This is a genomic window from Pleomorphomonas sp. JP5, assembly GCF_023721815.1.
Taxonomy (GTDB): Bacteria; Pseudomonadota; Alphaproteobacteria; order Rhizobiales; family Pleomorphomonadaceae; genus Pleomorphomonas.
The window spans coordinates 197,547-212,534 of the sequence record NZ_JAMDLI010000022.1; the positions used below are offsets into that span (position 1 = coordinate 197,547).

At 63.6% G+C, this 14,988-nt stretch carries 9 protein-coding genes; 5 read left to right on the top strand and 4 right to left on the bottom strand.

Annotated elements, in window-relative coordinates:
• Positions 1–128 precede the first annotated feature (128 nt).
• Both M4J40_RS20325 and M4J40_RS20330 read left to right on the top strand, forming a co-directional pair.
• Entirely contained in the window at positions 129–3,140 is a 3,012-nt protein-coding gene (locus M4J40_RS20325; protein ID WP_251756240.1) for an AsmA-like C-terminal region-containing protein, read from the top strand.
• Between the two features lie 314 nt (positions 3,141–3,454).
• Entirely contained in the window at positions 3,455–5,890 is a 2,436-nt protein-coding gene (locus M4J40_RS20330) for a bifunctional diguanylate cyclase/phosphodiesterase (RefSeq protein WP_251756241.1), read from the top strand.
• 147 nt (positions 5,891–6,037) lie between these two features.
• Here the strand turns inward: M4J40_RS20330 and tyrS are convergent, their stop codons facing one another.
• Complete coding sequence (tyrS, locus tag M4J40_RS20335; protein WP_251756242.1) at positions 6,038–7,291, bottom strand: tyrosine--tRNA ligase; 1,254 nt, start codon at positions 7,289–7,291, stop codon at positions 6,038–6,040.
• Positions 7,292–7,393: 102 nt separating this feature from the next.
• On the opposite strand from tyrS, the gene M4J40_RS20340 reads away from it, so the two are divergent.
• The gene (locus tag M4J40_RS20340; protein WP_251756243.1) at positions 7,394–8,500 is read left to right on the top strand and encodes an anhydro-N-acetylmuramic acid kinase; all 1,107 of its coding nucleotides are present in this window, start codon (positions 7,394–7,396) and stop codon (positions 8,498–8,500) included.
• A gap of 104 nt (positions 8,501–8,604) precedes the next feature.
• The gene (locus M4J40_RS20345; protein WP_251756244.1) at positions 8,605–9,426 is read left to right on the top strand and encodes a hypothetical protein; all 822 of its coding nucleotides are present in this window, start codon (positions 8,605–8,607) and stop codon (positions 9,424–9,426) included.
• 98 nt (positions 9,427–9,524) lie between these two features.
• Here the strand turns inward: M4J40_RS20345 and M4J40_RS20350 are convergent, their stop codons facing one another.
• Both M4J40_RS20350 and M4J40_RS20355 read right to left on the bottom strand, forming a co-directional pair.
• A complete protein-coding gene (locus M4J40_RS20350; protein WP_251756245.1) occupies positions 9,525–10,385 on the bottom strand; it encodes a 4-(cytidine 5'-diphospho)-2-C-methyl-D-erythritol kinase in 861 nt (286 codons plus the stop codon).
• A gap of 22 nt (positions 10,386–10,407) precedes the next feature.
• Positions 10,408–12,165: a tetratricopeptide repeat protein gene (locus tag M4J40_RS20355; RefSeq protein ID WP_251756246.1), complete on the bottom strand. Its 1,758-nt coding sequence runs from the start codon at positions 12,163–12,165 to the stop codon at positions 10,408–10,410.
• A 266-nt stretch (positions 12,166–12,431) separates the two neighbouring features.
• Between M4J40_RS20355 and M4J40_RS20360 the strand changes: the two genes are divergently transcribed.
• A complete protein-coding gene (locus tag M4J40_RS20360; protein ID WP_251756247.1) occupies positions 12,432–13,118 on the top strand; it encodes a DnaJ domain-containing protein in 687 nt (228 codons plus the stop codon).
• Between the two features lie 116 nt (positions 13,119–13,234).
• Here M4J40_RS20360 and M4J40_RS20365 read toward each other — a convergent pair whose 3' ends face one another.
• Positions 13,235–14,779, bottom strand: coding sequence for a D-alanyl-D-alanine carboxypeptidase (locus tag M4J40_RS20365; protein WP_251756248.1), 1,545 nt, complete (start codon positions 14,777–14,779; stop codon positions 13,235–13,237).
• Positions 14,780–14,988 lie beyond the last annotated feature (209 nt).

Consider the following 14,988-nt stretch of genomic DNA (forward strand, 5'->3'; position numbering starts at 1 on the left):
TACGTGCCCTTCGGTTCGCGGCGATTTTGCTCGTTGCAGCCGGGATTGCGGGCGCTCTTCTCGTTTGGCGCCTGTCGCAGGGTCCGCTTTTCCTGCCGTTTCTTGCCAGCCGGATCGAGGCGACCCTTATGGCCGCATCGCCCGACGTCCACGTCGACGTTGGACTTGCTGGTGTCAAGCTCGGCGACGATCTCAATCCGGAACTGATCGTCCGCGACATCCGGCTCGAGCGACCGAACGACATCTTGGTTTCGGTCAACGAGATGCGGGTCGCTGTCCGATGGCCAAGGCCGGTTGCCAACGATGTTCCCGTCGAAGGCGTAGTGCTGGATCATGTCCTGGTCAGCGACATCGGTCCCGAGATGAAGCTGCCGCCGATGGACAAGGTGGTTCTGGCGGTTCGGCGAGCGATCACCGAAAACGGATTGCGCTTCTTCGAGATCCGCTCCTTCGGCTTTGGCGTCGAGCGGCCTGGCAAGGCGCGACGCGATGTCGTGTCCGATGTGTCGGTGACCGGAACCGTCAAGGACGGTCATCTGGTGGAAGCACAGGCGATCGGCCTTGGAACCAACGGGGCCGTATCTCTAAGGCTTACGTCCGATCTGCCTCCGGCCGAGGATCCCCTGATCGTCAAGGTCGAGACGCGCGGATTCGATCTGGCCGATCTTGCCGCGGGGACGGGGCGCAACGATCTCAACCTTTCGGGGGCGGTCAGCTTGGCCGGAGCGGTCACGGTCGATGCCGACAAGGGGTTCACGTCGGCCACCTGGCAGGTGGTGCTCGGTTCGTCACTTCGCTTCGGCGACAGCGAGTTGGAGGCCCTTGCCGCGCCGATCCGCCTCGACTTCGACTGGGACCCGGAACAGGGGCTGGTAACGCTCAATCCGTCTCCGGTGGTGCTCGAGAACGGCTATCTGCTCGCCCGTGGTCAGGTCGTGCCGCCGCGTGGCGACAAACCCTGGACCTTCGACTTCCGCTTCGAGGGACAGGATGTGCTGAGTGGCATCCGGACCAGCGACGGGCGTATCGCGGGCAGCTACGATCAGGCTGAGTCCCTGTTGGTCATGGACGACATGCACGTCGAAGGGGCCGGCATCAGCTTTACGGCCGCGGCCCGCGCGTCGCATCGCGACGGCGCTACATTCGCGGTGCTTTCTGGGGTGTCGCCACGCCTTCCCGCAGCCGCTCTCAAGGCGCTCTGGCCTGTCACGGTGGCTCCAGACGTACGCAGTTGGATCGGTACGCATATCCATTCGGGTCTCATCACCAACGCGACGGTCGATCTCGTCATGCGCGGCGACGTGCCGTTGGGCGGCGGGGTTGTCGCGCCCGAAGCGTCCCTTGCCTTCGACTTCTCGGAAGCCGTGTTCACGCCGTTCGATGATGCTCCGATGATCCGTGACGCTGTGGGGCACGGTAGGCTGTCCGGAAATCGCTTCGAGATTACGGTGGACAGCGGCTGGGTCGATCTGGGGCAGGGGCGTCGCCTCGAACTGGGGGCGACGACGTTCGCGGTGCCGGTGGTGGATGCCAAGGTCCCGGACGGCGAGGTGACGTTGCGTCTCTCCGGCCCGGCTGCGGCTGCCGTCTCCCTCTGGAATCGTCTTCCGTTCTCAGAGGAAGCCGACTTCTCGCCCGATCCGGCCAAGGCCGCGGGAACGGCGAAAGCCGATCTTTCCATCCGCCTGCCGCTCGCCGAGGAGATTGCCGACACCGACATCGTCTATGGCGGCCGGATCGATCTCGCCGGGTTCTCTCCCGGTACGCCGATCAACGGCCGCGCCGTCACACGCGGGGATCTCGCCATAGAACTGCGCGATGGAGCGGCGCATCTCAGCGGCAAGGCGCTGATCGACGGCGCGCCGGCCGATGTGTTCCTGACGCTGCCGCTCTCCGGCGAGGGGGAGACGAAGTCGGTCGTGAAGCTCGATCTCGATGCCGCCGCGGCCAAGAAGTACGGCCTCGATCTCGGCGAGATGTTCAAGGGCAAAGTCTTGGTGGAGATGGCCGACAATGGGACGTCGCGCCATGTGTCGGTCAATCTTGCCAATGCGGAGATCAATCTGCCGCTGGTCGGCTTCCGCAAACCGGTTGGCAAACCCGGTACGCTGATCTTCGACCTGGCGGCGAGCTCCTCCGGTACGAGCATCACCAACCTCGCCCTGAAGGCCGGTTCTGCCCAGGTGGAGGGGCAGATCGCCCTCGACGGCGATGGCAACTTCATCGGCGCCAATCTCAGCAAGTTCAATTTTTCCGCCACCGACCGCCTGACGCTGAAGGCTTCGACTGGTGAAAACGGTCTCAAGGTCGCGGTGAACGGTTCTCAGCTCGACGCGCGCGCGCTTGTCGGCAGCATTCTCCGGCGGACAACCGGAACCGGTGTTCCAAGCGACATGCCGCTGGTCTTGTCGGCGGCCATCGCCAACGTCACCGGCGAGGGGGGCGAGCAGCTCGACGGACTCAACTTGACGGCCGCCATCGCCGGCGGACGGATCAACGAGTTGTCGCTGACGGTGCAGACCTCGGGCGGCGGTTCGGCGTCGGCGACGGTGCGTCCGTCCGCTGATGGACGCGATATCAGGGTCGAAGCCGGCGAAGTCGGCCGTCTCCTGCGTTTTCTGGGCGTTTATCGGCGGGTCTATGGCGGGCGAGCGACGCTGACCGGCTCCATTGACGATCAGGGCGTCCTGGGTGCTCGGATCGATGGCAATCGTTGGAAGGTGGTGGAAGAGCCGGCGTTGGCCCAGCTCTCGACCGCATCGCGCGACGGTCCGACCGAGGGGCTTTCGACGACGGATATCAGCCGGCTCGTCTTCGACATAAGGTTCGGAAACGGTGTTCTGTCGATCGGCGAGGGGTTCATCCGAACTGGAACGGCCGGCCTCACAATGGCCGGCGACGTCGATTTCTCCAAGAACGCCCTGCGTCTTGCTGGCAGCTATCTGCCGGCCAACCAGCTCGACAGCGTGTTGGCGTCCATTCCCCTGCTCGGACAGACGATCTTCGCCGGCGGAGGTCGCTCCGGCCTGCTCGGCGTCTCCTATCGCCTCAGCGGTCCGATCGATGCGCCTTCGCTGTCGGTCAATCCGCTGTCGGCCATCGCTCCGGGCATCTTCCGCCGCCTGTTCGAGCTGAAATGATGGCGAGTTGAAAAAACGGCGTGGGCGCATTGTGCTCGCCGTGCCCTGCTCATTTTTCCTCGTGGCCGAGTTCGACCCAACGGTTTCAACGCCGGGCGCCTGATGTTAAGCTTAACAATATCGTCGCGATGCTGGCGGTGGGCGGACAGGCCGTCCCTTGCTTCGGGGAGCATCGTTCGATCTTGGGAAAACAGAGTGAAACCGTGCCGATCCCCTGAAGACGTCCGGATCGGAAGGACACGTGCGAATGCTCGGATCGGGTCGAGCGTTGCATGGCATATCTCGTCGAGTGACCCAACCGGGGATTGGCCGTCATGTTCGTCCTGCTGACCCTCCAGATTGCCGCCTTTTCCATATTTCCACTCTATTTCACGACGCTTTCAGGTCCGATACGGCAGGTCCATTTCTACGTTTACATATCCCTTGTTCTGTTGATCGGTGGCTTCTGGGGCAACATCTACTCTCTCCAGGTTGCCGACGGCGTCGTCGTCTCGGGTGGAAACCTCTGTTATGGCGCCTTCATGATGACGGCGGTCATGTTCGTCTGGATCGAGAGAAATGCTTTCATCCTGCGTCACCTGGTTCGACTGGTCTTCGTCGTCGATGTCTTCAACATCATCATTTCGTTCCTGACGCAGTCGGTCCTGAAGGCGGACGGCGTCATCAACCCGCATAACGTTCCTCCGGCGCTGTTTGAGGTCTCGACGGCACTGATCGCGCTCGGAGGCGTTCTCATCGTCACCGAACTCTTGCTGCTGCTGTATATCTTTGAGTTGACGAAGAAGAGAAAACCGTCGCTTCCGATCGCGGCGGCGATCTATATTCTTTCTTTCGTCCTTGTCCTCATCCTCGACGGTGTCGCTTTTCCGTTCATTGCTTTCGGAATCAACGCTCAGATTGCCGCGATCGTCTTTGGAGGCCTTGCGGGAAAAGTGCTGATAGCCGCCGCTTTCGGCATTCCGCTTGCGCTGTTCGTGCTCTGGAAGCGACAAGCTTTCGTCGGTTACCTCGAGGCCGATACGGTTCGCTGGCGCCTTTTGGCATCCAGCAGTTCCGCCTTGATCAAGGAAATGGCTCGGAAGGATCAGGATGTTCGGCGCGGCGACGTTGTGTTCAAGAGTTCGACCGATGGTCTCGCCATCGTCGACAGCACGGGGGCCATGCTCAAGGCCAACGCGGCCTTCCGGCGAATGCTGGACATCGGCGGCGGCGACGATGATCGGCAATCCAGTCTGAAGGACGCGTTCTGGAGCGACGGCAAGCCGATTTCTCTTCCGCAAAGCCTGACGGACATGTGGCGCCGCGAGGTCATGTTCGGCCCGGACGGGAGCCGGCCGGGCATCCTGTCGATAACGCCCGCCGGCGAGGATGCTGAGGGTGGGGAGACCTATGTCTATTCTCTGATCGACATCACCGAGCAGAAGAGCACGCAGGAAAGACTGGAGTACCTTGCTTCGCGCGACCAGTTGACCGGTCTGGTCAATCGTCGCGCGCTCGATCAGAGGCTTGCCGGTCTGCACGATACGCCTTTTGCGCTCATCATCGTCGATCTGGACCACTTCAAGGACGTCAACGACAGTTATGGGCACGGCGCTGGCGATCGCGTTCTCAAGGTCGTTGCAAGCCGCCTCGATACCATTCGGCGAGATCACCTGAAGCCGGAGGATATTCTGTGCCGCATCGGCGGCGATGAGTTCGCGCTTCTCATCCATTCTGGCGATGGCGACTTCATCAATGGCATCATCGAGCGGATTCAGCAGGCTCTCGGGCAAACCGTTCGCATCGACGATGGGTTGGAAGTGTTTTCCTCTGCGACGCTCGGCGTCAGCTACAAAGCCCGCCCTGGCGACCGCGACGCTCTCCTGGAGGCGGATGCGGCCCTCTATGAGGCAAAGCGGAACAGGCGTGGCTCGGTCGGCATCTATGAGGACAGGCTGACCGCCGACAGCCAGAGGAAGATGAAACTGGGCGTGAAGCTAAAAAAAGCTTTGGCGGACAACATTCTCGAGGTCCACTATCAGCCGCAGTTCGACGCCGTGAGCCACAGGTTGTGCGGTGTCGAGGCCCTTGCGCGATGGACCGACCCAGAGCTTGGCGTGATCCCTCCTTGCGATTTCATTCCAGTGGCTGAGGGAACCAGTCTCATCGAAGCGGTGGGCGAGTATGTTCTTGAAAGAGCTTGTCGCGACGGCCAGGAGTGGCTTCGGAACGGTTATGCGCCCATCACCGTGTCGGTGAACATTTCAGCCAGCCAAGTCAGGTTTGGCAGCTTCGTGTCCGTCCTGTCGAAGACATTGGCCGAGACAGGCTTCCCCGCCCACAATCTTCAAATCGAAATAACGGAGTCGTCCTACATCGAGCGAGAGAATGAGGTCACGCCCATTCTCAAGGAGTTGAAGGACATGGGGATCAGCATTGCGATCGATGATTTCGGGACGGGGTACTCTTCCTTCTCCTATCTGAGGGAGATGCCGTGGGATTGCATCAAGATCGATCGAAGCTTCATCACCAACATTCCCCGCGACGCCCAACAGTGCGGCTTGGCCTCGATGATCATCAGGCTTGCGAAGGTGATGTCTTTCAAAGTGGTGGCTGAAGGCGTGGAAACCAGGGAGCAGCTGGACTCGCTGACCGCGTGGGGGTGCGACCTGATCCAGGGCTACTATTTCTCAAAGGCCCTTCCGAAGGATGGCCTTGTTTCCATGTTGCCGCGTCTCAAAGAGGGTGCCGATCTGACTCGGTCAGATTAAACAGCGCCTTAGCTCGTTTTTCATCGTGAGCCGGAGGAAGGCCCGAGTTCCACTTCCGCTGAAGTTGGTCGAGGCGTTGCGCCACAAGTGGGCACCCCAGCTGGAAGCCGGGGTGCCGTAGATGTCTTCGAGACTACAGTCCGCCGATCAGACCGGCTTCAGGAGCATGTGCTTCTTCTTGCCGAGCGACAGCTTGATGACGCCGTCGTCGTTGAGGCTCTGGAGCGTCAGCACTTCCTTCGGGTCGGTAACCGTGCGGTCGTTGACCTTGAGGCCTCCACCCTGGGCGGAGCGACGGGCATCGCCGTTGGAGGCTGCGAGGCCGGCCTGAACGAAGGCCGTCAGCACGCCGACGCCGGCCTCGAGGTCGGCCCTGGGCACCTCGACGGTCGGCAGATCGTCCGCATGGACGCCTTCCTCGAAGGTGAGTCGAGCCGTTTCGGCCGCCGCTTCCGCCGCTTCACGGCCATGGACGACGGCGGTCGCCTCGGTGGCGAGGATCTTCTTGGCTTCGTTGATCTCGGCGCCGCCGAGCGCGCCGAGACGGGCGATCTCGGACAAGGGCAGGCGGGTGAAGATTTTCAGGAAGCGGACGACGTCGGCATCCTCGGTGTTGCGGAAATACTGCCAGAAGTCATAGGGGCTGAAGAGGTCGCCGTTGAGCCAGACGGCGCCGTTGGCGGTCTTGCCCATCTTCTGGCCCGAGGATGTGGTGAGCAGCGGCGTCGTCAGCGCGTAGAGCTGCGGGCCGCCCATGCGGTGGCTGAGGTCGACGCCGTTGACGATGTTGCCCCACTGGTCGGAGCCGCCCATCTGCAGCACGGTGCCATAGCGCCGGTTGAGCTCGACGAAGTCGTAGCCCTGCATGATCATGTAGTTGAATTCGAGGAACGATAGCGACTGCTCACGGTCCAGGCGCAGCTTGACGCTGTCGAAGGACAGCATGCGGTTGACCGAGAAGTAGCGGCCGACGTCACGCAGGAACTCGACGTAGTTGAGCTTCATCAGCCAGTCGGCATTGTTGGCCATGATGGCGTCGGTCGGGCCGTCGCCGTAGCGCAGGATGCGCGAGTAGACCTTCTTGATGCTGGCGATGTTGTCGGCGATGGTCTCCGGCGACAGAAGCTTGCGCTGGTCGTCGCGGAAGGAGGGGTCGCCCACCATCGATGTGCCGCCGCCCATCAGGCTGATCGGCCGGTGGCCGGTCTCCTGCAGCCAGTAGAGCATGGTGACGGTGATGAGGTTGCCGATGTGGATGGATGTGGCCGTGGCGTCATAGCCCACATAGGCGGTGATCGGACCCTTCATGCACTCGGCGTCGAGACCCTCGGGGTCCGAGATCTGGTGGATGAAACCGCGCTCGTCGAGCGTGCGTAGGAAGTCCGACTTGAAGCCGCTCATCTTTCTGTACCTTTGGTTTGTCCGCGGACCGGAATTGACGTATCAGTCCGCTGGGCTTCCTATCAGGATCGAAACCGGATTTCACGGGGTATGAGGTCAAAAATGTCTGGCGATTCGGCCATGTGGGCACTCGGATTGATGAGCGGTACGTCGATGGACGGCGTCGACGCGGCGCTGATCCGCACCGATGGAGAGGGGATCGCCGAGTTTGGGCCGACGCTTTTCCAACCTTATGGGGATGAGGAACGGTCGGTTCTGCGGGCGGCGCTGAAGGATGCCGTCGGCATGTCCGCCCGCGAAGATCGCTTCGGCCGGCTTGCCGAGGCGGAAACCGTCGTCACCGATGCGCATGCGCATGTGGTGGCGGTGCTGCTGATCGCTGCCGAGAAGAAGGGTATCAGGCCGGAGGTGATCGGCTTCCATGGTCAGACGGTTCATCACGCTCCCGATCGGGGCTTTACCGCCCAGATCGGCGATGCCGGCGTGCTGGCCGAGCGTTTCAATCTGCCGGTCGTCCATGACTTCCGGTCGGCCGATATTCGCGAAGGCGGGCAGGGGGCGCCGCTCGTGCCGGTCTATCACCGGGCGCTGGCCCGGAAGGCGGGGCTCACTCCGCCGGTGGCCTTCCTCAACATCGGTGGTGTCGCCAACGTCACCCTGATCGGCGAAGATGGCGAACTCATTGCCTTCGATACCGGACCCGGCAATGCGCTGATCGACGACCTGGTGTTCAACGCCACCGGTGCCCGTTTCGACGTCGATGGCGCCATAGCCGCGCAGGGACGAGTGGATGAGGTGGTCCTCGAGCAGTTGATGGATCATCCGCATTTCGAGACGCCAGCGCCGAAGTCGCTCGACCGCAACACGTTCCGCGCCGACGCGGCCGCCCGTTTGCCGTTCGCCGACCGTGTGGCGACGCTTACCGCCTTCACGGCCGAAGGAGTCGCGGCCGGTCTGCGTCTTGCCGGCGCTCCCATCCGGACCGTCATCGTGTCGGGTGGTGGCGCCCGCAATCCGGTGATGGTGAAAATGATCGCCGAGCGTTCGGGTGTCGAAGTGGTGCCCGCCGGCAAGGTCGGGTTTGACGCCGATTTCGTCGAGGCGCAGGCCTTTGCCTATCTCGCGGCACGCCGCCTGAAAGGACTGCCGTCGACGTTCCCGGCCACCACGGGGACACCTGTTCCGGTGGTTTGTGGCGAAGTCGCCTGAGGTTCGTGCGACGCGCGTTCCAGGGAAGGCGGGTGTCGCCCTAATTGTTGTCGCAAGTTATTTGCGGAAGCGACTCCGCGTGAAGGATCAGCCGGATACCGCGCATGCTCGCCGAGGCCTTTCTGTTCGCCGTTACCCGCCTCATTTCGCCCGGAAGCCGCGCTAGCGCCGTCCGGGATGCCATTGGCCTTCGGGCGCGAGCCAGTCGGCGACATGCCGCATGGGCCGAACACGAAGCGCGGACGCGAGCGGCGATCGACCATGCCATCGATGGCGTCGCCGTTCGTCGCACGGCGGTGGTCCTGGGGTCGGGATTGCTCCGGGATGTGCCGATCGATCGGTTGTCGAGCATGTTCAACAAGGTCGTGCTGGTGGACATCGTCCACCTGCCGACGGTCCGACTGAAGGTGTTCCTTCGCCGCTACCCCAATGTCACCTTCCTCACCCGGGACATATCCGGCTATGACCGGCTCGCCGAGCAGTCGCGGATCAAGCTTGCGACCGGCCAGGAGGATCTTGGCGTTCGCCTCGATCCTCTTGGCTTTATCCGCAAGATCGACGAGGTCGATCTCGTGATCTCAGCCAATGTGCTGTCGCAGATCGCGGTGGGGGCGGCGGCTCGCTTGCACGCCAAGGATGGCAAAGCGCGGATCATGCCCGACGACGCGGTGACGCAGTTGGTCGCCGGCCATCTCGATGGGCTGGCGCAACTGCCTTGCAAGACGGTCATCGTCACCGATGTCGCCTATGTGCGGCGGCGGCGCGATGGCGTGATCATAGAGAATCGCGACCTTCTGTGCGGCGTCACTCCGCCGTTCCCCTTCGATACCTGGGATTGGCCCGTAGCGCCTTTCGGGGAAGAGGCCGCGGACGAGGAGCGCATTCATCGCGTGATCGCCGCCGAGGATGTGGCCGTCGATCTCTAGGGCTTCCCGGTGAAACGACTTTGCAGGAGACACTCCGTCTCCTTTGCGAAGGCGTCCTTCCGGACGCAAGCCCGGTGCTCGCACGTGCCGAGATTGCTCTAGAAAGTGGCCGCGGCCGGTTCGATCCACCAGCCCGGATGCTTGGGTGCAAGCTTTAGCGCGGCCCGGTTTGCCGTGGCCTTGTCGTCGAACAGGCCGAAGCAGGTTGCTCCCGACCCCGACATGCGGGTCAACCGGACGTCCGGCAGATCGGCGAGGGCGGTGAGCACGTCGCCAATGACCGGAGCGATGGTGCGTGCTGCCGGCTCGAGGTCGTTGCGTGTCTCAGCCGCCAGGAAGTCCGCGAGCCGCCGCACGGTATCGAAGACCGGCAAAGGGGGCAGCGGCGGATTGTCGCGACGCTCAAGCGCCCGGAATGTCGCGGGCGTCGACACGCCGACGTTTGGGTTGACCAGCAGAAGGCCGAAACAGAGGTGTCCGGTCGTGGGCACGATGCGTTCGCCGACGCCGCCAACGCGGGCGGGGCTGCTGGCGATGCACATCGGCACGTCCGCCCCAAGTGACAGCGCAAGCGCGGCGAGGGCAGGGGCGTCGGCGGGGACGTCATGCAGCCGGCAGAGGGCACGCAATGTGGCCGCCGCGTCGGCCGAGCCTCCGCCGATTCCGGAGGCGACCGGCAGGCGCTTGGTCAAGCGGATGGAAAGGGGATCCGTCCGCCCCGTGATCTCTCGAAAGCCCTTCAACGCACGCTGAACGAGATTGTCGGCGTCGGTGGAAAGACTTGCGGCCATCGGGCCGTCGATCAGGAAGCGGTCCGCCTCGCTCGTCGTCAGCTCCACACTATCGCCGACATCGGCGAAAGCGACGAGCATGTCGAGATCGTGATAGCCGTCGGGTCGACGTCCGGAAACGTGCAACGCCAAATTGACCTTGGCGCGCGCCTCTTCGACAATCGTCATTGCCCGCGATCCCCGGTGCGTATCAGGGCGTTGCCCGGTCGGGCTTTGGCTCCACCACCTCGGCCGCCTTGCCAACGTGCGCCTCGCCGAGGCCATGTTCGATCTTGGCTTCGATCTTGGCCAGATCCTCGGGTTCGGGCTTGCTGGCCTTGGCGTGGTTCCACTGGAAGCGGGCCTCAAGCCTACGACCGACCCGCCAGTAGGCGTCACCAAGATGGTCGTTGATGGTCGGGTCGGACGGCATCAGCGAAACCGCGCGCTCCAGTTCTTCGACTGCCTGATCGTAATCGCCGAGCTTGTAGTGAGCCCAGCCGAGGCTGTCGACGATGTAGCCGTCGGACGGGGCGAGGCTGACGGCCTTCTCGATCAGTCTCATGCCTTCCTCGAGGTTCATGCCCTTGTCGATCCAGGAGTAGCCGAGATAGTTGAGCACCAGGGGCTGGTCGGGCCTGAGTTCGAGGGACTTCTTGAAATCGGCCTCGGCCTCAGGCCAGCGGTCGGTCCGCTCGAAGGCGATGCCGCGATTGTAGAACACCTGCCAATCCTCGGCCTGCGGCTTGTTGCCGATGGCTCGTATGGTTCGCGTATAGACGTCGGCCGCTTCGGCGAACATCTTGCGCGTCCTCAGGATATTGCCGAGGCCGTTCAGCGCCTCCTTGTCCTTCGGGTTCTTGCGAATGACGCGCTTCAGAGTGGCGCGCGCCTCATCCACCTGATCCATCGCGTTGTAGTCGAAGGCAATCATGATGTCGGCGTTTCGCCTAAGGGGCGAGTGGGCCGGCACCTTGTCGAGAATGTCGATCGCGTCCGCTGGACGATTCAGGCGCTCGAAGTTCTCGGCCAGCGTGATGCGGCTCATGTCGTCGCCGGGATCGAGCGCCAGCGCCAACTGCAGGAAGATGACGCCGAAGTCGTTGGCGTCCTCGCGAACCACGGCCGAACCGAGGCCAGAGAGGATTTCCGCGGCACCTTCGTTGACGTTGCGGGCACGTGGGGCCGGACGCCGCTTGGCATTGATGATGGCCGCAACGTCCTTGAGCAGGGGATGCCCGGGCGCTGATGCCAGCGCCTTGTCGATGGTGGCCTTGGCGGTCTCGAAGTCGCCGTTTCGAGCGAAAGCGCGCGTCGCCGCGTCGATCACCGACACCGGGCCGTCGTCGATGGCCAGGGCTGCCTTGAACTCTTCGGTGGCCACCTCGCCGCGCCCCGCGACCGAGGCGATGAGACCAGCGTGATAGTGGCGGAAGAAAAGGTACCACTTCTCGCCATCGAGCTTTGCGAGGCGCGCAAGCGCCTCGTCGGTCCTGCCTGCGCCCTGTTCGGCCCAGGCAGAGAGAATTTCCACTGCCAGCGTCAGGAGCGGCCCGGAGCGGGCGTGTTGAAACGACGCGATGGCTTCGTCCCAATGACCGGACTGAAAATCGTCGAGGCCGATTGTCATCGCGGCGATCGGGCTGTCCGCGTCGAGATCTTGCAGCCGTTCGGCAAACGCACGGACTTCCGTCAGCTCACCGGCGGCGATGTAGAGCGACAGCGCACGTTCGAGCAGGAACTTGTCGTCGGGCGCGTCGAGGAGGGCCGAGGCGAAGTAGTCGGCCGACGCGCGGTAGTCGGCGATGCTGCCGGCAAAGCGGCCGGCCAGATAGTTGCCTTCCAGCGAGGAAGCGACCGGCAGTCCGCTATCCGGCTGCTCTGTCGCTGTCGCCATGCCGCGTGCCATGGCCGGCAGGGGACCGACGAAGGCGAGGGTGACCAGGGCCGCTCCGAGGAGGGATCTCATGGCGAGGCGTCGGAGGGTCGGCTGGCAAAGCATCATGTGCGAAGCATCCCGTCGTCGGTTTGTGGCAGCGCGCAAACAATAGCGGCGTTCGAGTTGCCCCGCCCGCCGACTCCACTCAAAGGCAAAATGGCGGCAAAGGCATGGCGCTTCAAGCGTGGCGTGTCCTTCATCGCCAATAAAGTCGGTCAGGGCCCTTCACCATTGCATTCCAGCCGGCAAAGTTCGAAATGAAGCATCGACACCCCGAATGCCGGATGCGCCTTCCGATGAATGTGGCTTTCACGCTGGTACTGCTTCTCGCCTTGGGCGCCTGGCTGGTTCGCTGGCGCGGCGCTCGCCTCCGGAGCGACGTCGACTCCATCGTTGGCAACTACAGTCTTCTGGTCGGGCTCGGTGTTGTCGCGGCGCTTGCCGCCACCGGTCGGCTGGCATTCGCCGCGGTTGGCGTGGCGGCGCTGATCGCCCTTTATCGGGCGGGCCTGTTTCGACCCCGGCGGGATGGACGACGCGGGCAGCCGGTCTTTCGATCGCCGATGGTCGAGGTCGTTGTCGATGGGGAGGCGATCGGTGGCCGGGTCAAGGCGGGTTCCTATCGCGGACGGGACCTCAACCGCATGGGAGCGGCCGAGCTGTCCGATCTCCATGCGGAGACGGCGAGGGATCGCCGCAGCCGCGCCACCCTAGAGATTTACCTCGACCGCCGAATGCCCGGATGGCGTGAGAACATGCAGGGCGAGGCCGCAGCGGGGAGCCGTCGAGCGACGAATCCGAGCGCCATGAGCGAGCAGGAGGCGTACGAGATCCTTGGGCTTCAGCAGGGCGCCGGAGAGGCCGATATCCGGGCCGCCCACCGCCGGTTGATGAAGCGGGTGCATCCCGACCAGGGCGGCTCCACATTCCTGGCGGTACGTATCAACCAGGCCAAGGACCGGCTTTTGTCCAAACATGTCTAGCTCCCGTTACGCAAAACAGTGGGTGCCGTTGACTGACTCTGCTTGCCGTGCCGCCTGAAAGGCGAAGAGATACCTTGCGGGTTGTGCACGGGTCGCTCCGACCGCCGACAGGGCGGTCAGAGCCTGATTGTGAAACAGGCGAAGTCGTTCTTCTTGAGGGCCGCACAGGCTCGATTGGCGGCCTTTTCGTTTTCGAAACCGCCGAAGCGGGCTCTCACCATCGTTGAACCACCCTTTTTCACCGGTTCGGCGAAGGGGTTGGCGGCGGCAAGCAGCGGAGCTGCCGACTTTGCCTTGTCGAGAAGGTCCATCGCGGCGGCTTCCGAGCCAACGGCGCCGATCTGGATGAACCAGCCGCTCCGACGGCGGTCCGGCGACGCATCGGTCATCACGACGGCGGCCGGGGCGGCGGACGCGACCTCGACGGTCTTGGGGGCGCGGCGCGAATGGGCGTCGACGCGGGCGACAAGATCGGCCATCGGGTCGCCCTGTGGCGCGGGACCGATGTCGGCGAATGCTTCGGCGGCGGAGGACGGCAAGTGGGCGTTGGCCAGGCTCGACGGCAGCGTCGCCGTTGCAAGGCTGACCGGTTCGGGCGAAGGGGGCAATGCCGGCGTCGGAGCTTCGGCGACCTGTTCGGGCGCGGCCGGAGCAACCGGGGGCACCGGCACGGCGGGCGCAAGCGAGGCGACGACAGCCGGATCCGGATCGACGGCGTCCATGCCGGCCATCATCGGTCGCGGCAGAGGCTTGGGATGGGGCGGCAGAGCCGACGCCGTGGCGGCGGCCACCTTCGGCGCATTCACGATGGCGGCCACAAGCTCGTCGTCGTAGCCACGGGAGCGCGAGGCCTTGGGCAGGTAGGTGTTGATCAGTTGCACCATGTGGGCGTCGCGCTGGGCGGCAGTCTTGCCGCCGAAGACGACCGCGACGATCTTGCGTCCGTCGCGTTTCACCGAGGTGACCAGATTGAAGCCGGAGGCATTGACGTAGCCGGTCTTGATGCCGTCGACGCCGTTGATGCGGCCAAGCAGGTTGTTGTGGCTGCCGATCGTCCGCCCACGGAAGGTGTAGGAACGGATCGAGAACAGCGGATAATATTGCGGGAAACGGACCTGCAGCGCGACGCCGAGCTTCATCATGTCGCGCGCCGACGTGTACTGACCCGGATCGGGCAGGCCGTTGGCGTTGCGGAAGCGAGTGTTGGTCATGCCGATGGCGCGGGCCGTGCGCGTCATGCGATCGGCAAAGGCCGGCACCGAGCCGGCGACATTTTCGGCGATGACCGCAGCGGCATCATTTGCCGAGCGGGTGATGAGACCCTTGATGGCGTCTTCCACGGTGATCGTCTCGCCGGCGCGCAGACCTAGCTTGGTCGGCGCCTGGCGCTGGGCGAGCGCGGAGACGCGCAACGGCGTCGACATCTTGAAGCGACCTCGGTTGAGCTCTTCGAACAGGACGTAGAGCGTCATCATCTTGGTCAGCGAGGCGGGGTAGCGCCGGGCGTCCGGATTGGCCTCGTAGAGGACCTTTCCGGTGGCCGTATCGACGACGATCGCCGCATATTTCGATGGAACAACCTGGCTCGGCACCCCTTTCGCCGCAACAGCGGCGGTCGAGACGCCCGCCACGATGAGCGCGACCGCCGCCGGGGCCGCCATTTGGTGCAGAACCTTTGAGACCAGACTACGCAAACTCGACAATGGACCGCCCTCACAACGCCAACTCACGGGCTTCGCTCCTTGCTCTTCGGCAGGATCCGAACCCCATTCGACCTGTTCTCTCCAATCCCGTGCGCCCAACGGGCAACGGTTGCAAAATTAGCGGCAACGCGGTTACGGAAGCGTAAAGTTTGAATCGACTTTTCCAG